Origin of the sequence: Massilia frigida, from assembly GCF_011682175.1 — a bacterium.
Lineage (GTDB): Bacteria > Pseudomonadota > Gammaproteobacteria > Burkholderiales > Burkholderiaceae_D > Telluria_A > Telluria_A frigida.
Window position 1 is genome coordinate 60,529 of the sequence record NZ_WHJG01000024.1, and the last position, 18,321, is coordinate 78,849.

General features: G+C 65.5%; 13 protein-coding genes and 3 tRNA genes. 11 read left to right on the forward strand and 5 right to left on the reverse strand.

Annotated elements, in window-relative coordinates:
- Nucleotides 1–73: 73 nt before the first annotated feature.
- From F2P44_RS21110 to F2P44_RS21125, 4 genes are read left to right on the forward strand one after another with little or no spacing between them, the layout of a single operon-like run.
- Nucleotides 74–670: an RNA polymerase sigma factor gene (locus tag F2P44_RS21110; protein ID WP_167089016.1), complete on the forward strand. Its 597-nt coding sequence runs from the start codon at nt 74–76 to the stop codon at nt 668–670.
- A complete protein-coding gene (locus tag F2P44_RS21115; protein WP_167089017.1) occupies nt 667–1,305 on the forward strand; it encodes a zf-HC2 domain-containing protein in 639 nt (212 codons plus the stop codon). The genes F2P44_RS21110 and F2P44_RS21115 overlap by 4 nt, the downstream gene beginning before the upstream one ends.
- Nucleotides 1,305–2,528: a S8 family peptidase gene (locus F2P44_RS21120; RefSeq protein WP_187363381.1), complete on the forward strand. Its 1,224-nt coding sequence runs from the start codon at nt 1,305–1,307 to the stop codon at nt 2,526–2,528. Before F2P44_RS21115 ends, F2P44_RS21120 begins: the two co-directional genes overlap by 1 nt.
- A 27-nt stretch (nt 2,529–2,555) precedes the next feature.
- On the forward strand, nt 2,556–3,248 hold the full coding sequence (locus tag F2P44_RS21125; protein ID WP_167089018.1) for a TorF family putative porin: 693 nt from the start codon (nt 2,556–2,558) through the stop codon (nt 3,246–3,248).
- Between the two features lie 72 nt (nt 3,249–3,320).
- Here the strand turns inward: F2P44_RS21125 and F2P44_RS21130 are convergent.
- The 3 genes from F2P44_RS21130 to F2P44_RS21140 all read right to left on the reverse strand — a co-directional run bounded on the left by F2P44_RS21130 (nt 3,321) and on the right by F2P44_RS21140 (nt 3,832).
- Nucleotides 3,321–3,397, reverse strand: a tRNA-Arg gene (locus F2P44_RS21130).
- A 140-nt stretch (nt 3,398–3,537) separates the two neighbouring features.
- Nucleotides 3,538–3,614, reverse strand: a tRNA-Arg gene (locus F2P44_RS21135).
- Nucleotides 3,615–3,755: 141 nt separating this feature from the next.
- Nucleotides 3,756–3,832 (reverse strand) — tRNA-Arg (locus tag F2P44_RS21140).
- Nucleotides 3,833–4,065: 233 nt separating this feature from the next.
- On the opposite strand from F2P44_RS21140, the gene F2P44_RS21145 reads away from it, so the two are divergent.
- Both F2P44_RS21145 and F2P44_RS21150 read left to right on the forward strand, forming a co-directional pair.
- A complete protein-coding gene (locus F2P44_RS21145; protein WP_229423668.1) occupies nt 4,066–7,977 on the forward strand; it encodes a two-component regulator propeller domain-containing protein in 3,912 nt (1,303 codons plus the stop codon).
- A gap of 33 nt (nt 7,978–8,010) precedes the next feature.
- Entirely contained in the window at nt 8,011–9,156 is a 1,146-nt protein-coding gene (locus F2P44_RS21150) for an alpha-hydroxy acid oxidase (RefSeq protein ID WP_167089019.1), read from the forward strand.
- A gap of 38 nt (nt 9,157–9,194) precedes the next feature.
- On the opposite strand, the gene F2P44_RS21155 is transcribed toward F2P44_RS21150, so the two are convergent.
- Together F2P44_RS21155 and F2P44_RS21160 are read right to left on the reverse strand one after the other, a co-directional pair.
- On the reverse strand, nt 9,195–10,139 hold the full coding sequence (locus F2P44_RS21155; RefSeq protein ID WP_167089020.1) for a D-2-hydroxyacid dehydrogenase: 945 nt from the start codon (nt 10,137–10,139) through the stop codon (nt 9,195–9,197).
- A gap of 1 nt (nt 10,140) precedes the next feature.
- Nucleotides 10,141–11,058, reverse strand: a complete 918-nt coding sequence (locus F2P44_RS21160; RefSeq protein WP_167089021.1) for a LysR family transcriptional regulator — start codon at nt 11,056–11,058, stop codon at nt 10,141–10,143.
- Nucleotides 11,059–11,191: 133 nt separating this feature from the next.
- Here F2P44_RS21160 and F2P44_RS21165 point away from each other — a divergent pair, with 133 nt between their 5' ends.
- From F2P44_RS21165 to F2P44_RS21185, 5 genes are all read left to right on the forward strand, one after another.
- On the forward strand, nt 11,192–11,386 hold the full coding sequence (locus tag F2P44_RS21165) for a hypothetical protein (protein ID WP_167089022.1): 195 nt from the start codon (nt 11,192–11,194) through the stop codon (nt 11,384–11,386).
- Nucleotides 11,383–12,228 (forward strand): alpha/beta hydrolase, encoded by an 846-nt coding sequence (locus F2P44_RS21170; protein ID WP_167089023.1) that lies wholly within the window; start codon nt 11,383–11,385, stop codon nt 12,226–12,228. Before F2P44_RS21165 ends, F2P44_RS21170 begins: the two co-directional genes overlap by 4 nt.
- Before the next feature lie 167 nt (nt 12,229–12,395).
- The gene (locus F2P44_RS21175; protein ID WP_167089024.1) at nt 12,396–13,658 is read left to right on the forward strand and encodes an efflux RND transporter periplasmic adaptor subunit; all 1,263 of its coding nucleotides are present in this window, start codon (nt 12,396–12,398) and stop codon (nt 13,656–13,658) included.
- 5 nt (nt 13,659–13,663) lie between these two features.
- Nucleotides 13,664–16,840: an efflux RND transporter permease subunit gene (locus F2P44_RS21180; RefSeq protein ID WP_167089025.1), complete on the forward strand. Its 3,177-nt coding sequence runs from the start codon at nt 13,664–13,666 to the stop codon at nt 16,838–16,840.
- Between the two features lie 8 nt (nt 16,841–16,848).
- Nucleotides 16,849–18,294, forward strand: coding sequence for an efflux transporter outer membrane subunit (locus tag F2P44_RS21185; protein ID WP_167089103.1), 1,446 nt, complete (start codon nt 16,849–16,851; stop codon nt 18,292–18,294).
- The last annotated feature ends 27 nt before the right edge of the window (nt 18,295–18,321 follow it).

Below are 18,321 nucleotides of genomic sequence, written 5' to 3' on the forward strand. Positions count from 1 at the left end.
ACATTTTTTCTCGGCAGCATGAACCTTTTCGATGTGAGCAAGTATTCACCGCATAATTGGAGAAAATCGCAGGATGCTTAGACAATGGAGAGCGCGTTTCGGGGGCGCGCCGGCGGCGCCGGCCGGCAGCGCCGAAACGGAGTTGATTGCCCTGATCGCGGGCGGGGACCGGGACGCCTTCCAGGCCCTGTACCGCATCTACTTCGGGCGGCTGGCGCGTTTCCTGGACCGGATGGTGCGCAACGCCGCCCTGATCGAGGAGATCGTCAACGACACCATGCTGGTGGTGTGGCAGAAGGCGCATACCTTCGACCATAGCTGCAAGGTGTCGACCTGGGTGTTCGCCATCGCTTACCGGCAGGGGCTCAAGGCGGTCAACCAGCGCGACGAGCCGGTGGAATCGAATTTTGAGCTGGAAGCGGGCGACGCGCGCCAGGAACCGGAGCACGCCATCGCGCGCCAGCAGTTGCAGCAGGGGGTGGGCGAGGCGCTCAAGGCGCTGTCGCTCGAACAGCGGGTGGTCGTTACATTGACTTATTACCACGACATGGGCTACCAGGAAATCGCCGAGACGATGGGTTGCCCGGTCAATACCGTGAAGACGCGGATGTTTCATGCGCGGCAGCGCCTCAAGGTGCTGCTGTCCGCACATCAGGAAGAACTCTTATGAACCTGAACCAAGAACCGACCAGCGCAGCGCACCAGGCGATGCGCGATTTGCTGCCGTGGTTCGTCAACGGCACCCTGGACCAAGCCGCGGCGGCCCAGGTCAGTGCGCACCTGCCGCACTGCGCCGAGTGCGCGGGCGAGGTCGAATGGCAGCGCCGCTTGCGCGCCGCCGCACCGGCCGAACCGTCCGGCCTCGATCCGGAACGGGCACTGGCGCGCCTGATGCCGCGCCTCGGCCTCCAGCAACGCGCGGCGCCGCCTTTTGCGGCGGGCCTGCGCGCCTGGCTTGGCGGCGGCTGGATGCCGTGGGCGCTGGCGGGACAGGGCGCGCTGATTGCGGTGCTGGCCGTGCGGCTGGCCATGCCTGGCGCCGAAGGCGGCGCTTACCAGGCGCTGAGTAATGGCGAGACGGCGCCGGCCGCTGCGATGGTGGTGATGTTCCATCCCGACGCCAGTCTGCGCGAGGTGCAGCGTATCCTGCAGGCCAGCGGCGCGCGCGTGGTCGACGGGCCGACTGTGACCGGCGCCTTCGTGCTGGGCGCGCCGCCGGAACGCCAGGCCGGCGCGCTGGCTGCGCTGCGGGCCGAACCGGCGGTGCAACTGGCCGAAGCGCTCACGCCGAGGAGCGCGCCGTGATGCGCTATCTGCTGGCGGCGGCGCTGCTGCTCATGTCGCTGGCCTGCCGCGCCGGCGGGCAGGAGGAGCCGGCGGCGGAGGCAAGCGCGCCGCGCCAGATCCTGGTGATGCTGCATTTGCCGGCGCCGCACTTCCGGCCCGACGCCTCGTACGGCGCCAACTACCGTGACGACGCCGGACGCCTGGCACGGCGCCGCGTTGCCGAGGCGCTGGCGCGCGAACATGGCCTGACCATCCTCGAAGGCTGGGCCATGCCGGCCCTGAACGTGGACTGCTACCGCATGGCCGAACCGCCCGGCGCCGAGCCGGGCAAGATCGTCGAGGTGCTCTCGCGCGACGCCCGGGTCGACTGGGCGCAAGCGATCAATACCTTTTCGGCCCAGGCCAGCGACCCGCTGTACCCGGTGCAGCCGGCCGCGCGGCAATGGCAGCTGGGCGAAGTGCGCAAGGCCGCCACCGGGCGCAAGGTGCTGGTGGCAGTGATCGACAGCGGCGTCGAAGCCGACCACCCGGACCTGGCCGGGCAGCTCGCCTTCCAGGAAAACTTCGTCGATGGCCAGCCGTATGCGGCCGAAACGCACGGCACCGGCGTGGCGGGGGTGATCGCGGCGCTGGCCGGCAACGGGGTTGGGATCGAAGGCGTGGCGCCGGACGCGCGCCTGATGGCGCTGCGCGCGTGCTGGCAGGTGGCAGGCGGCGCCACCCGCTGCAACAGCTTCACCCTGGCCAAGGCCCTCAACTTCGCGCTGATGCACGGGGCCCAGGTGATCAACCTGAGTTTGTCCGGCCCGGCCGACCGCCTGCTGCGCGAACTGATCGACGTGGCGTGCGCGCGCGGCGTGCGGGTGGTGGGGGCGGTCGATGCGGCCAGCGCCGATGGCGGTTTTCCGGCCTCGCACCCGGGCGTGTTCGCGGTGGCGGCCGACAGCCGCCGCCAACTGACGGCACAGGTGCTGATGGCGCCCGGACGCGACATCCCGACGGCGGCGCCGGGCGCGCGCTGGGGCATGGTGTCGGGGTCGTCCTATTCAGCGGCGCATATCTCTGGCATGATGGCCGTGCTGAGCGAGCTGCGTCCCGGGCTCACCTTGCCGCAGGTGCGATCGAGCATCGTGCTGCAGCCGGGCGGTATCAACCTTTGCGCCACCGTCACCCGCCTCACAGGAAAATGTACATGCGTTTGCGTCGAGGTCACGCCGCCCAAGATCGCCCGCCAGCCCTGAACCACGCCGCCGCGCGCGGGGGTGTCGTTGCGTAGATGGCCGCTGGCGCTGGCACTGGCGTGCTGCGGGGCCGGCAGCGACGCGCGCGCCCAGGCCAGCGGCAGCCTGTCGCTGGTCTCCGACTATTATTACCGCGGCGTCGGCTACAGCAGGGGCGACCCGGTGGCCCAGTTCAACCTGTCGTTCGACACCCGCAGCGGCTGGTATGCGGGCGCGTTCGCCTCCCTGCTCAAGATGAACAACACCCCGCGCGGGCTGTACGCGATCGGCTATGCCGGTTACGCGCGGCGGATGGCGGCGGGCGGCTCGTGGGAAGCGGGTGCCTCGAACCATACCTTCACCACCATGTCGGCCCTGAACTACCACGAAGTGTATGTGGGGCTGGGCAGCGACCGGCTCAGCGGCAGGGTGTCGTATTCGCCCGCCTACATGGGCACGGCGATGCACACTGTGTACAGCGAAGTCAATGGCGGCCTGGCCCTGAGCGACGACGTGGGCCTGTTCGCGCGCATCGGCTATCTGCGCGCGGTGTCGGCGGTGCCGCGCTACACCTCGGGCACCCGGCTCGATGGCCGCATCGGCATCGGCATGAGCGTCGATGCGTGGAAATTGCAGGCCGCGTGGGATGCCCTGCATGCGCAGCAGGGTGCGTACGCCCCGTCGCGAGAGGGGATCGCTTCGCGCAATGGGCTGGTGCTGACCGTCAGCCGCGCGTTCTAGGCGGACTGTGCTTTGGACAAAAGAAAAAGGGCCCGGGGATTTCTCCCCGGACCCTTCGTCCTGACGAATTTCTGGTGCGGCTGGCAGGAATTGAACCCACGACCCCTTGGTTCGTAGCCAAGTACTCTATCCAGCTGAGCTACAGCCGCAGAAGCAAAGATTATAGCAGCGTATTTTTGAAATGCCAAATCTTCCTGAGAAGATTTTTACTGATTGCCGAATAAAACACTGCGACACAAAGAAAAAGGGCCTGTAAATTTCTTCACAGGCCCTTCGTCATCACGAATTTTGGTGCGGCTGGCAGGAATTGAACCCACGACCCCTTGGTTCGTAGCCAAGTACTCTATCCAGCTGAGCTACAGCCGCTTAAGCAAATATTATAGCAGCCTATTTTGACTTTGCCAAATCTTCCCAAGCATATGGCGCAGAAAAGCCGAATAAAGAAATGGCACCGTAAAGAAAAAGGGCCTGTGAATTTCTTCACAGGCCCTCGATCTTGACGAATTTTGGTGCGGCTGGCAGGAATTGAACCCACGACCCCTTGGTTCGTAGCCAAGTACTCTATCCAGCTGAGCTACAGCCGCGTAAGCAAATATTATAGCAGCTTCACCTTGTTTCCGGAACCCTTGATTTGCTGGCTCGTTTCTTTCCGGTGCTTCTACCACGCTTCGGATCGCTTGCTTTCCGAAGAAGCGCTATTGTAGGGGCGCCCGCGCCGTTTGTCCAGAGGGGAAACATAAGGAGGAGGACAGCAAGTAATTGTCATCCGCGGCCGGGCATCTGTTAGATTACTCCTATTGCTGCGTGGAACGCCCGAATGAAGCTTCGATTCACCACCCGCCCGAACCCGATGCTGCCCCGTCTGGCCCTGGCCGGGCTGCTGGCGCTGGCGTGCATGGGCGCGGCGCAGGCGGCACCGGTGCGCAGCCTGCGCTTCGAACACATCGGACTCGAACAGGGGCTGTCGCAGGAATCGGTGCACAGCATCCTGCAGGACCGCCAGGGCTTCATGTGGTTCGGCACCCAGGCTGGCCTGAACCGCTATGACGGCTACCGCATGACCGTCTTCAAGAACGACCCGGCCGATGCCGGCAGCATCGCCGACAATTACGTCTCCGCCGCGTTCGAGGACGAGCAGGGCCGCCTGTGGTTCGGCACCAAGGGGGGCCTGATCCGGTACGAACGCGGCCCGCAAAAATTCGTCCGTTACGCCAGCGCCGGCAATGCGTCGGACGGCTTGAACAACCGCGTGGTGTCGGCCATCGTTGGCGACGGGCGCGGCGGCCTGTGGCTGGCCACCGGCGAAGGGCTCAAGCACTTCGACCCGGCCAGCGGCCGTTTCGCCACCACGCGCCACGATCCGGCCGACCCGGCCAGCCTGAGCGACGACCGGGTCAACACCCTGGCGCGCGATACCGATGGCAGCCTGTGGGTCGGCACCGCCTCCGGCCTGGACCGTCTCGCGCCCGGTGCGCGGCGTTTCGAGCGCTTTACCCTCGGCGCGCCGCAGGAAGCCGCGCGCAACCAGGTGCTGTCGCTCTCGCTCGGACCGAACCGCACTTTATGGATCGGCACCGGCGCCGGCCTGCATGCGTGGCAGCTGGGCGGGGCAGCGCCGGCGCGGCGCCAGATCGGCATGGACGACGGCGTCGGCGCGGTGCGCGTGCTGTCGCTGTACCACGATGCCAAGGGCGGCCTGTGGGTGGGAACCGAACTCGATGGCTTGCTGTGGCGCGACCCCGCCAGCGACAGGTTTGTCAGCTACCGCCACCTGGCGCTCGACCGCCATTCGCTGTCGGATAACCGGATCGCGGCCACTTTCCTCGACCGCAGTGGCACGCTGTGGGTCGGCAGTTGGTTCGGTGGCGTGAACCGGGTCGACATTGCCAGCGGCGGCTTTAACCGGCTCGCGCATATTCCGGAGGACGCCAGCAGCCTCAGTTCAAACAAGATCCGTGTCGTCGCGGCCGATGGCAAGGACACCCTGTGGCTGGGCACCACCGGCGGCGGCGTCAACCGGCTGGACGTGGCCAGCGCCACGGTCACGCGCCTGGTTCCCGGCGAACTGGTGACCGCGCTGGCGGTGGCGCCCGAACGCGTGTGGGTCGGCACGCCCACCGGGCTGTCGTGGATTGACAAGCAAAGCGGCCGTTCGACGCCGCTGCCGATCGGCAGCGACGCCGCCACTTCCTATATCCAGCGCCTGATGATCGACCGCGCCGGCATGCTGTGGGTGCTCACGCGCGGCGGGGTGCTGCGCTACGATCCGGCCAGCGGCAAGCGCAGCGCCTGGCGCCACGATCCGGACAATCCGTACAGCCTGGGCGAGAACCACGGCTTCGCGATGCTGGAAGACCGCCAGGGCTTCATCTGGATCGGCACCGACAACGGCCTCGAACGGCTGGACCAGGCCACCGGCCGCTTCACCCATTACCGCTACGACCCGGCCAATCCGGCCAGCCTGCGCCACAGCCGCATCTATTATCTGTTCGAGTCGCGCAAGGGCCAGCTCTGGGTCGGCACCGCGGGCGGCCTGCACCGGGTCGAAACCGGCGCGGACGGGCAGGTGCGTTTTCGCTTCTTCGCGCTCAACGGCGCGGCCGCTTCCGATCCGATCGGGGCCATCCTGGAAGACGACGCGGGCATGCTGTGGGTCAGCAGCACCGCCGGCATGGTGCGCCTCGACCCGTCCAACGGGCAGGTCAAGCGCTACACCTCGCGCGATGGCCTGACCGACGGCTCCTACTTTGTCGGCTCGGCCGCGCGCCTGGGCGACGGCAGCCTGCACTTCGGCGGCATCAATGGCCTGACCTCGTTCCGTCCCGAGGCGATCCGCGAAAACCCGTACCCGCCGGCGGTGGTGATCACCGACTTCCTGATCTTCAACCGCCCGCTGCGCGCCGGCCAGAAGCTCGATGGGGTTATCTTCGATGGCGCCATCGAAGATGCGAAATCGATCACGCTGTCGTACCGCGACAGCGTGCTGTCGCTCGAATTCGCCGCCCTGCATTTTGCCGACCCCCAGCGCAACCGCTACCTGTACCAGCTCGAAGGCTTCGACCAGGGCTGGGTCAGCACCGATGCCGGCAAGCGCTTCGCCACCTATACCAACCTCGATCCGGGGCATTACGTGTTCCGGGTCCGGGCCGGCAACAAGGATGGCGTGTGGGGCGAGGCGCCGACCGCGCTGGCGATCACCATCACGCCGCCGGCCTGGAAAACATGGTGGTTCCGCACGCTGCTGGCGGTGCTGGGGCTTGGCCTGGGCTATGCGCTGATGCGGGTACGGGTGCGCGCGCTGGTGCAGCAAAAATCCCTGCTCGAACGCCAGGTCGGCACGCGCACCGCCGAATTGCTGCTGCAGAAGGATTCGGTGGAGCGCCAGAAGGCCGAAGTCGAGCAGGCGCACCGCAACATCGCGCTCCTGAGCGCCATCGGACGCAAGCTGACCGCCAAACTGGATAGCGAATCGATCATGCTGATGCTGTATGCGCACGTCAATGAGCTGATGGATGCGAGCGTGTTCGGCATCGGCCTGTACCGGCCTGACCGCGCCACGATCGATTACCCGTTCGCGATCGAGGGCGGCAAGCGCTATGCGCCGTACTCGCGCAGCATGGACGATCCCAACCAGCTCGCGGTCTGGTGCATCGTCAACGAGCGCGATGTGTTCATCAATAACCTGGACAAGGAGTACGGCAACTATATCTCCGACCTCTCGCTTACCTCCAGCGAAGACAATCTGGGAACGCTCGAAGACGGCTCGCTGCCGACGCCACCGCGCTCGCTGCTGTACGTGCCGATTGCGGTCAACGGCCGCATGCTGGGAGTGGTGTCGGTGCACAGCTACGTCGAGAATGCCTACGAGCGCATTCACCTCGACATGCTGCGCACGCTCGCCTCCTACGTCGGGGTGGCCTTCGATAACGCCGACGCCTATCGCCAGTTGCAGGACGCGCAAACGCAGCTGGTGTCGCAGGAAAAACTGGCGGCACTCGGCTCGCTGGTGGCCGGCGTGGCGCATGAACTGAACACTCCGATCGGCAACAGCCTGCTGATGGCCAGCACGCTGCAGGAAAAGACCAGCGACATCGCGCAAAAGTTCGACGGCGCCACCATCCGCCGCTCGGAACTGAAGGTCTTCATCGATGCCTCGCAGGAGGCGTCGGCGCTGATCATGCGCAGCCTGTTCAACGCGGCCGAGCTGCTCAACAGCTTCAAGCAGGTGGCGGTGGACCAGGCCAGCGCGCAGCGCCGCCGCTTTCACCTGGAGCAGGCCACACACGAAATCGTCGCCACCATGATGAACCAGGTGCGCAAGGCCGGCCACACGCTCGAACTGGAGGTGGAAGCGGACATCGAGATGGACAGCTATCCGGGACCGTTCGGGCAGGTGATGATCAACCTGATTAATAACGCGATGCTGCATGCCTTCGAGGGCCGCAGCGGCGGGGCAATGACGGTCACCGCCACCCGGCAGGGCACGGAGCGGGTGCTGGTGACCTTCCATGACAATGGGGTGGGCATCCCGGTCGAACACCAGGCGCGCATCTTCGATCCGTTTTTCACGACCAAGATGGGGCAGGGCGGCTCGGGACTGGGCTTGAATATCACCTACAACATCGTCACCTCGCTGCTGGAAGGGAGCATCCGCGTCGAGAGCAGCGCCGAGCGCGGCACCACCTTCTTCATCGACCTGCCGCTGCGCGTGGCGCCGCTGGCGGCATAGAATACGACACGCACGACGTTAACAGGGAGATGCATGACCATCATCACGACGATTGAAGACCTGCGGGTTCTGGCGCGCAAGCGCGTGCCGCGCATGTTCTACGACTATGCCGACGCCGGTTCGTGGACCGAATCGACCTACCGCGCCAACAGCGACGATTTTGCGAAGATCAAATTCCGCCAGCGGGTGGCGGTCAATCTGGTCGACCGCACCACGCGCAGCACGATGGTGGGGCAGGAAGTGGCGATGCCGGTGGCCCTGGCGCCGACCGGCCTGACCGGCATGCAGCATGCCGACGGCGAAATCCTGGCAGCGCGCGCCGCCGAACGGTTCGGCGTGCCGTTCACGCTGTCGACCATGAGCATCTGTTCGATCGAGGATGTGGCGGCGCACACCACCAAGCCGTTCTGGTTCCAGCTGTACGTGATGAAGGACCGCGAATTCATCAACCGCCTGATCGACCGCGCCAAGGCGGCGCGCTGTTCGGCGCTGGTGCTCACGCTCGACTTGCAGGTGCTGGGCCAGCGCCACAAGGATATCCGCAACGGCATGACGGCCCCGCCCAAAATGACGCTGGCGAACATCGTCAACCTGATGACCAAGCCGCGCTGGGTCATGGGCATCCTGCGCACGCCGCGGCGCGGCTTCGGCAATATCGTCGGCCATGCCAGCGATGTATCGGACATGTCGTCGCTGTCGGCCTGGACCTCGCAGCAGTTCGATCCGGCGCTGTCGTGGGCCGATGTGGAGTGGATCAAGCGGCGCTGGGGCGGAAAGCTGATCATCAAGGGCATCATGGATGCCGAGGATGCGCGCCTGGCGGCCGACAGTGGCGCCGATGCGCTGATCGTGTCCAACCACGGCGGACGCCAGCTCGATGGCGCGCAGTCGAGCATCGGCGCGCTGCCGGCCATCGTGGAGGCGGTGGGCAAGCGCATCGAGGTGCACATGGATGGCGGTGTGCGCTCGGGGCAGGATGTGATCCGGGCGCTGGCGCTCGGCGCCAAGGGCGTGTATATCGGGCGGCCGTTCCTGTACGGCCTGGGAGCGCTGGGCGAGCAGGGCGTGAGCAAGTGCCTGGAGATCATCCGCAACGAGCTTGATCTGACGATGGCGTTTTGCGGCCTGCGCGACGTCAACGACGTCGACCGGAACATCCTGTTGCCAGGGACGTTCTGAGGCCCTGCCGCCGCGCGCGCGATGTGCGTCAGACGCGGTCAGACCACGTTCAGCGGCCGGCCGGCCTCGAACGCCTCCACGTTATCGATCAGCATATCGGCCAGGGTTTGCATCGCCCCCGCGCTGGCCCAGGCCACGTGCGGCGTCAGGATGAAATTCGGCAGGCGCAGGGCCAGCAGCGGGTTGTCCGGCGCCGGCGGCTCCTGGCTCAACACGTCGAAGCCGGCGCCACCGAGCACGCCGCCGGTCAGCGCGCGGGCCAGCGCCGCTTCGTCCACCAGGCCGCCGCGCGCCGTGTTGATCAGAAGGGCGCCGGGCTTCATTTGGGCCAGCTGCTGCGCGCCGATCATATTGGCCGTCTGCGCGGTCAAAGGCAGGTGCAGGCTGACCACATCGCTGGTGCGCAGCAGTTCATCGAGCGTGAGCACCTCGACCCCGGGGTCGTCCACTGTCGAGCGTGACACCACGGCGATGCGCATGCCGAAGGCGCGCCCGATGGCCGCCACCTTCTTTCCCAGCGCGCCGTAACCGACGATGCCGAGGCGGCTGCCCGCCAGGTCGGCAATCGGATGACTGTGCAGGCAAAACTGGCTCGACCTCTGCCAGTGCCCGGCATCGACGTCGGCGCCGTACGCTTTCAGGTTGCGGCGCAAGGCGAGAATGAGGCTGAAGCAGTGCTCCGGCACCGCCACCAGCGAGTAATCGCGGATGTTCGAGACGATGATGCCGCGCTCGCGGCAGGCATCGAGATCGACATTGTTGGTGCCGGTGGCGGAAATGGCCACCATTTTCAGCTCCGGCAGCTGCGCGATGTCGGCCGCGCGCAGCGCCACCTTGTTGGTGATGGCGATGGTGGCGCCGCGCAGGCGCTCGACCACCTCGCCGGCGCCGCTGGCGGCGTGTTCGCGCCATTCATGTCCGAACGCCGGGCGGCGCACATTGGCCTTGAGACTGGCGCGGTCCAGGAAAACGATGGTATGCATGTCAGAGCCTTTGCAGTTGCAGTTGTGGATAGGTGAGGAACAGGTCGGCCACCCATTCCACGAATACGCGCACCTTGGCCGACAGGTGGCGGTTTTGAGGGTACACCACGTTGATCGGCAGCGGGGTGCTGGTCCAGTCGGCGAGGACGATTTCCAGCGTGCCGGCGGCGACCATCGATTCGGCCATGAAGCTCGACATCTGCACCAGTCCCAGTCCCTGCATGCCGGCCCGCATATACGCGGTCGAATCGTTCACGGCCAGGCAGGCTGGCGCGGCGATGTTGATCACTTCGTCGCCGCGCGCAAAGTCCCAATCGTAGGTCTTGCCGGTCTTGGTGGAGAAATAGTTGATGCAGCGGTGGCTGGCCAGGTCGTTCGGATGCGTGGGCCGCCCATGCTGGTCCAGGTAGGCGGGCGTGGCGCAGGTGACGAAATGCAGGACCCCGACGCGGCGCGCGATCAGGGCCGAATCGGGCAGGTTGCCGCCGCGGATGGCGCAATCGACGCCTTCTTCGATCAGGTCGACCGGACGGTCGCTGCATCCGAGGTCGAGGCGGATGTCCGGGTAGCGATGGAAAAAGTCGGACAGCGAGGGAATCAGGAGGTCGTTGGCGATGCCGCTCGATACATCGACCCGCAGCCGTCCGCTCGGATTGGCGCGGTTGCGCGAGAGCGATTCCTCCGCTTCGCGCACGTCCGACAGGATGCGCAGGCAGCGCTCGTAATAGGCGGCGCCGTCGGCGGTCACGCTTACATGGCGGGTGGTGCGGTGCAGCAACTTGACTGCGAGCGCCAGTTCCAGTGCCTGCACCAGGGTCGAGACGGTGGCCTTGGGCAGCTGCATGTTCTCGGCCGCGCGCGTGAAGCCCCCAGCGTCGACCACCTGCACAAACACTTCCATCGCTTGCAATTTATTCATATTCCTCCGTATTGTTCAGAATCCTGAACAATCAATTCGCTGTTGCCCTCTTTATCAGATTGTAGAACAAGTTTAAAGTGGCCGTACTGCATCAAAGGATGTCAGGACAACGGGAAGGAAAGGGGAACTTTTTATGCGTTATCAAAAAGCAATCATGTTGGTCGCGACACTCGCGATGGCGATGCTGACGCTGACGGGTACCGCCCTGACCGACCAGTTTCCGCAAGCGGCGAGCGCCGAAAGCGTCGGTTTTGACGCACTTGCACACGACCTGTTCGGCAGCACGCTGGTGGCCAGGTCCGATGACGAGCCGGGAGTGGCGGAATGAATCGCGTGGACGCGCCGGCGCAGCTGAAAATCCGCGACCTGGAGGTTGCGGGGGCCGAAGGCCCGCTGGCTGCGCGTCTGTATGCGGGCGGCGACGCCGGCGCCAAGAAGGATGGCTTGATCGTGTTCTTCCACAGCGGCGGTTTTGTCGGCGGCGACCTCGATGAGGCGGACGAATTCCTGCGCCACCTGGCCAGCTGCTCGACCCAAAACCTGGTGCTGGCATCGTGCTATACCCTGGCGACCGAGCGCCCGTTTCCCGCCGCCGCCGAAGATGCGCACGCGGTGCTGGTGTGGGCCAAGAAGCACAAGGCCAAGCTGGGATGGAGCGGCAAGCGCCTGCTGGTATCGGGCATCGAAGCGGGCGCCAACCTGGCCGCCGTGTGCACGCTGATCGCGCGCGACCGGGGCGGCCCGGCGCTGCACGGCCAGATCCTGATCATGCCGATGCTCGACCCGGGCTTGTCGACCTGCTCGATGCGCGAAATTCCGCAGGACCCCAGCCAGGCCAGCGTGGCCGACAGCTGCGCCGCGAGCTACCGCGGCTACCTGCCGAATGCCGCCGACCGCACGCACCCGTATGCGTCGCCGCTGCAATCGAGCCGGCTCAAGAACCTGCCGCCGGCCCTGATCCTGTCGGCCGAAGACGATCCCCTGCGCGACGAGGCGGAACAATATGGCGCCAAGCTGGCCACCTGCGGCGTCACCACCACGGTCAAGCGGATGGCGCCGGCGCCGCTGCAAGACCCGGCCGCGCGCAACGACTGTGCCTGCAAGGCCGTTGCGCTGCATGAAATCGGCAATTTTTTACATGGCCTGGATGCCCCGCCCAGCCCACCCTGATACGACGCGTTACCCGTAACACCACCACCAGTTACCCCCGTGCAGCTGCGCTGAGAGATCCTCGGCGCAGCGTACGGACCCTTTTCGCCTTTTCGCAACACCGCAGGGCGCTGTAGCCTCGCTTACCGCCTGATTCATTAAATATTTTCATCAATAAGAGGAACAACATGAAAACCACTAATCGATTAATGACCTTCGCCCGGCCGCTCGCCGCCGCGATGGCACTGGCGGGGCTGGCGGCATTGTCGCTGGCGGGTTGCGACGACGCGAACAGCAAGGCCCAGCCGGCAGCACCGGCCGGGCCGCCGATCACCGCCGCCACCGTGATCGAGCGCTCGGTCAACGAGACCCAGGAGTTTTCGGGCCGCCTGGAAGCGGTCGACCGGGTCGACATCCGGGCGCGCGCGAATGGCTTCATCACCTCGGTGAACTTCAAGCCGGGCAGCGTCGTCAAGAAGGGCGATGTGCTGTTCGTGATCGACCCGCGTCCGTACCAGGCGGAAGCAAACCGCGCCGAAGCGGCGGTCAGCTCGGCCCGCGCGCGCGCCGACCTGGCCAAGCTGGAACTGGCCCGCGCCGAGCGCCTGCTGGGCGACAAGGCGATCGCGCAGCGCGAGTTCGACGAAAAGGCCTCGGGCCTGAAGGAACTCGACGCCAACGTGCGCGCGGCGCAGGCCTCGCTCGAAGCGGCGCGCCTGAACCTGAGCTACACCAATGTGCACGCGCCGATCGGCGGGCGCGTCTCGAAAGCCGAAGTCACCCTTGGTAACCTGGTCGATGGCGCCGTGATCCTGACCTCGGTCGTGTCGAGCAATCCGATCTACGCCACCTTCGACGGCGACGAAGATACCTACCTGCGCGTCGGCCGCGTGGCCCAGAAGGGCGCGACGGTGCCGGTCAATATCGGGCTGGCCAACGAAAGCGGCTTTCCGCACGAAGGCAAGCTCGAATTCGTCGACAACCGCCTCGATTCGGCCACCGGCAGCGTGCGCATGCGCGCCATGTTCGACAACACCGACAACACGCTCGTCCCGGGCCTGTTCGCACGCGTCCAGTTGAGCGGCAGCGACAGCACGCAAGCGAAGGCAATCCTGATCAGCGACCGCGCCATCGGCACCGACCAGAATCGCAAATTCGTCTACGTGATCGGCGCCGACAGCAAGGCCGAATACCGCGCCGTGACGCTCGGCCCGTCCATCGACGGCCTGCGCGTGGTACGCAGCGGCGTCAAGCCGGGCGAGAAGATCGTCGTCAACGGCTTGCAGCGCGTGCAGCCTGGCGCGCCGGTGACGGCCCAGATCGTGGCGATGGACCAGGACAGCAAGGCGCCGCAAGCAAAAACGGACGACACCAAGACAGCCGAACCGAAGCCCGCCGACACCAAGGCCGAGATCAAGGTCGCCGACGCATCGGCTAAAACCAAGGAATAATTCACATGAACTTTTCACGATTCTTTATCGACCGGCCGATTTTCGCGGCCGTCCTGTCGATCATCATATTCGTGGCCGGCCTGCTGTCGATCTTCAAGCTGCCGATCTCCGAATACCCTGACGTGGTGCCGCCATCGGTGGTGGTGCGTGCCCAGTACCCAGGCGCGAACCCGAAAGTGATCGCCGAAACCGTCGCCGCCCCGCTGGAAGAGCAGATCAACGGCGTCGAAAACATGCTGTACATGTCGTCGCAGAACACCTCCGACGGTTCGCTGACCCTGACGGTGACGTTCAAGGTCGGCACCAACGTCGAACAGGCCGAGTCGCAGGTGCAAAACCGCATCCAGCGCGCCTTGCCACGCCTGCCCGAGGAAGTGCGCCAGATCGGCGTGACCGCCGTGAAAAGCTCGCCCAACCTGACCATGGTGGTCCACCTGGTCTCGCCAACGGGCCGCTACGACGACGTCTACCTGCGTAACTACGCGGTGCTGAACGTGAAGGACCAGCTGGCCCGTATCCAGGGCATGGGTGAAACCCAGCTGTTCGGCGCGGGCGACTACGCCATGCGCATCTGGCTCGATCCGCAAAAGGTCGCCGCGCGCGGCATGACCGCGTCCGACGTCGTCGCCGCGGTACGCGAGCAGAACGTGCAGGTTGCCGCCGGCGTGATCGGCGCGTCGCCCTCGAAAGGTTCCGAGTTCCAGCTGACCGTCAACACCCAGGGCCGACTGACCAGCGTCGAGGAATTCGGCGACATCATCGTGCGCACCGGCTCCGACGGCGCCATTACCCACCTGCGCGACGTGGCCCGCATCGAACTGGGCTCGAACTCGTACGCCCTGCGTTCGCTGCTGAACAACAAGTCGGCTGCGGCCATCGCGATTTTCGAGGCGCCGGGCGCCAACGCGCTGCAACTGTCGGCCGATGTTCGCGCCAAGATGGCGGAACTGAAGAAGGACTTCCCGGATGGCGTCGACTTCAGCGTCGTGTACGACCCGACCCAGTTCGTGCGCGAGTCGATCAAGGCGGTCATTCACACCCTGCTCGAAGCGGTGGCCCTGGTGGTGCTGGTGGTGATCATCTTCCTGCAAACCTGGCGCGCATCGATTATTCCGCTGCTGGCCGTGCCGGTATCGATCATCGGTACCTTTGCCGTGATGCTGGGCTTCGGCTTTTCGATCAACACGCTGTCGCTGTTCGGCCTGGTGCTGGCGATCGGTATCGTGGTCGATGACGCGATCGTGGTGGTGGAAAACGTCGAACGCAACATCCAGGATGGCTTGAGCCCGCGCGACGCCACGGTGCAGGCCATGAAAGAGGTGAGCGGTCCGATCATCGCCATCGCGCTGGTGCTGTGCGCGGTGTTCGTGCCGATCGCCTTCGTGGCCGGCCTGTCGGGCCAGTTCTATCGCCAGTTCGCGCTGACGATCGCCATTTCGACCGTGATTTCGGCATTCAGCTCGCTGACCCTGTCGCCGGCCCTGGCCGCCGCCTTGCTCAAACCGCACCATGCGCCGAAAGATCGCCTGACCCGCGGGATGGACAAACTGTTCGGCGGTTTCTTCGCCTGGTTCAACCGCTTCTTCGGCCGCGCATCGACCCGCTACGAAGGTGGCGTGAACATTGTCCTCAAGCGTAAAGGCATCTCGCTGGTGGTGTACGCCGTGCTGGCCGTGGCCGCCGTGTTCATGTTCAAGGTAGTGCCGAGCGGCTTCGTACCGGCCCAGGACAAGCAGTATCTGGTCGGCTTCGCCCAGTTGCCCGACGCCGCCTCGCTGGACCGCACCGATACCGTGATCCGCAAGATGTCGGACATCGCCGCCAGTGTGCCTGGCGTGGAATCGTCAATCGCCTTCCCTGGCCTGTCGATCAACGGTTTTACCAATGCGCCGAATTCGGGCATCGTGTTCTTCTCCCTCAAGCCGTTCGACCAGCGCACCGGCAAGGGCGAATCGGGTCCGGAAATCGCGCAGGAAGTGAACAAGCGCCTCGGCGCCATCCAGGATGCATTCATCATGGTGTTCCCGCCACCGCCGGTCAACGGCCTGGGAACCATCGGCGGCTTCAAGATGATGCTGGAAGACCGCGGCAACGTGGGCTACGACGAGTTGTACAAGGCCAGCCAGGCGATGCAGATGAAAGCGTGGCAGAACCCGCAGCTGGCCGGCGTGTTCTCCAGCTTCCAGATCAACGTGCCGCAGCTGTTCGCGGACGTCGACCGGGTCAAGGCCAAGCAGCTCGGCGTGCCGCTTGCCACCATCTACCAGACCTTGCAGATCAATCTGGGCTCGCTGTACGTGAACGACTTTAACCAGTTTGGCCGTACCTACCAGGTGCGTGTGCAGGCCGATGCGCCGTTCCGCTCGCAGCCCGACCAGATCGCCCAGCTCAAGGTGCGTAACGACAAGGGCGAAATGATCCCGCTGTCGTCGCTGATGCGCGTCAAGGACACCTATGGTCCGGACCGCGTGCAGCGCTACAACGCTTACGTCTCGGCCGACATGAACGGTGGCCCGGCTCCCGGCATTTCGTCCGGCCAGGCCCAGGCCGCGCTGGAAAAGATCGCCGCCGAAGTGCTGCCGAAGGGTGTCGCGTTCGAGTGGACCGAGCTGACCTACCAGGAGATCTTGTCCGGTAATACGATGGTGCTGGTGTTCCCGCTGTGCGTACTGCTGGTGTTCCTGGTGCTCGCCGCGCAGTACGAAAGCTGGACCCTGCCGCTTGCCGTGATCCTGATCGTGCCGATGTCGATCCTGTGCGCGCTCATTGGCGTCAAGCTCACCGGTGGCGACAACAACATCTTTACCCAGATCGCGCTGTTCGTGCTGGTCGGGCTGGCGTCGAAGAATGCGATCCTGATCGTCGAATTCGCCCGCGAACTCGAAGACCATGGCCGCACCATCGTCGAAGCCGCGCTGGAAGCTTGCCGCCTGCGTCTGCGTCCGATCCTGATGACGTCGATCGCGTTCATCATGGGTGTGGTGCCACTGGTGTTCTCGAGCGGCGCCGGCGCCGAAATGCGCCATGCGATGGGCGTGGCGGTGTTCGGCGGCATGCTGGGCGTGACCTTCTTCGGTCTGTTCCTCACGCCGGTGTTCTACGTGCTGCTGCGTACCTTCGCCAAGAAGATGGAAAAGAAATCAAGCGTGGCAGTGCCTGCGCATCTGGAAGGAGCAGTGTAATGACTGATATGACGAGAACCATCACCAGGCGCGTCGCGCCCTTGCTGGCGGCGCTGCTGCTGGTGGCCTGTTCCAGCGTGCCGGAACTGAAAGCGCCGGCGCTCGACATGCCGTCGAGCTTCAAGGAATCGTCCGAGCCGCTGCAGGCGGCCGACGGCACCCGCTGGAAGGTGGCGCAGCCGGCCGAAGGGCAGGCGCGCGGCGAGTGGTGGCTGGCGTTTAACGACGCCAACCTGACCGCCTTGATCAAGGAAGCCACCGACGCCAACGCCAGCCTGGCGGTGGCTGCGGCGCGCGTGAAGCAGGCCAGGGCGCTGGCCGGCCTCGCCGAGGCGGACCGTTCGCCGCAGCTGGGGGCGGGCATGGGCGCGCAGCGCAGCCGCACGTCGGGCGTGTCGCGCGGCCTGGCCGACGATGCGCCGGCCGTACCCGGCAATGTGTACCAGGCCAGGCTGAGCGCAAGCTACGAGCTCGATCTGTTCGGCCGCGTGGCCGCCAGTGTCAGCGCATCGCGAGCCGATGCGCAAGCTTCCGAGGCGACCTACAAGTCGGTCTTGCTGGCCTTGCAGGCCGACGTGGCGCAGACTTACTTCAAGCTGCGCGAAACGGACGCCGAACTGGCGACCCTGGCGCGCACCGTGGACCTGCGTGCGCAAAGCGTGAAGGTGAACCAGAGCCGCTACGACAATGGCGACATCGGCGAATTCGACCTGGCCCGCGCCAGGACCGAACTGTCGACGGTGAAGGCCGAGGCGATCGGCTTGCAGCGTCAGCGCGTGCAGTATGAACACGCACTGGCGGTGCTGCTGGGGAAACCGGCGGCCATGTTCAGCGCCGACGTCAACCCGTTGCTGGAATCGGCGCTGCTGCCGGCCATTCCGGCCGGGCTGCCATCGTCACTGCTTGAGCGCCGTCCCGACATCACCGCCGCCCAGCGCGCGATGATTGCCGCGAACGCCCGCATCGGCGTGGCCAAGACGGCGATGTATCCGTCCCTGAGCCTGACCGGCGGCCTGGGTACCGAGTCCGGCAGCGGCGGCAATCTGTTCAGCTGGAGCGCGCGTTCATGGGTGCTGGGCGCGCTGCTGTCGATGCCGATCATCGACGGTGGCCGCAACAAGGCCAATATCGCGCGCAGCGAAGCGGTGCTGGAGGAGTCGGTTGCAACGTACCGCCAGAACGTGCTGGTGGCCTTTGCCGAAGTCGAAGACAACCTGGCCGGCCTGCGCATCCTGGCAGGCCAGACCGAGCAGATCGACGCGGCGGTGGTGTCGGCGCGCCGTTCGGCCGACCTGGCGCAGAAGCTGTACCAGGCGGGCCGTTCGAGCTATCTCGACCTGCTCGACGCCCAGCGCAACCTGGCTGCGGTCGAACGCAACGCGGTCAAGCTGCGCGGCGACCGCGCCACGACCACCGTGGCGCTGATCCGCTCCCTGGGCGGCGGCTGGCAGTAATGATCCGGTAATCATCAGGTAAGATTC

Excerpts from the sequence above, each read along its gene's own strand:
- F2P44_RS21150 (WP_167089019.1), top strand. The coding sequence starts at position 8,011 with ATGACCATCATCACGACGATTGAAGACCTGCGGGTTCTGGCGCGCAAG.
- F2P44_RS21155 (WP_167089020.1), bottom strand. The coding sequence starts at position 10,139 with ATGCATACCATCGTTTTCCTGGACCGCGCCAGTCTCAAGGCCAATGTG.
- F2P44_RS21180 (WP_167089025.1), top strand. The coding sequence starts at position 13,664 with ATGAACTTTTCACGATTCTTTATCGACCGGCCGATTTTCGCGGCCGTC.
- F2P44_RS21120 (WP_187363381.1), top strand. The coding sequence starts at position 1,305 with ATGCGCTATCTGCTGGCGGCGGCGCTGCTGCTCATGTCGCTGGCCTGC.
- F2P44_RS21165 (WP_167089022.1), top strand. The coding sequence starts at position 11,192 with ATGCGTTATCAAAAAGCAATCATGTTGGTCGCGACACTCGCGATGGCG.
- F2P44_RS21160 (WP_167089021.1), bottom strand. The coding sequence starts at position 11,058 with ATGAATAAATTGCAAGCGATGGAAGTGTTTGTGCAGGTGGTCGACGCT.
- F2P44_RS21185 (WP_167089103.1), top strand. The coding sequence starts at position 16,849 with ATGACGAGAACCATCACCAGGCGCGTCGCGCCCTTGCTGGCGGCGCTG.
- F2P44_RS21145 (WP_229423668.1), top strand. The coding sequence starts at position 4,066 with ATGAAGCTTCGATTCACCACCCGCCCGAACCCGATGCTGCCCCGTCTG.
- F2P44_RS21115 (WP_167089017.1), top strand. The coding sequence starts at position 667 with ATGAACCTGAACCAAGAACCGACCAGCGCAGCGCACCAGGCGATGCGC.
- F2P44_RS21170 (WP_167089023.1), top strand. The coding sequence starts at position 11,383 with ATGAATCGCGTGGACGCGCCGGCGCAGCTGAAAATCCGCGACCTGGAG.
- F2P44_RS21110 (WP_167089016.1), top strand. The coding sequence starts at position 74 with ATGCTTAGACAATGGAGAGCGCGTTTCGGGGGCGCGCCGGCGGCGCCG.
- F2P44_RS21175 (WP_167089024.1), top strand. The coding sequence starts at position 12,396 with ATGAAAACCACTAATCGATTAATGACCTTCGCCCGGCCGCTCGCCGCC.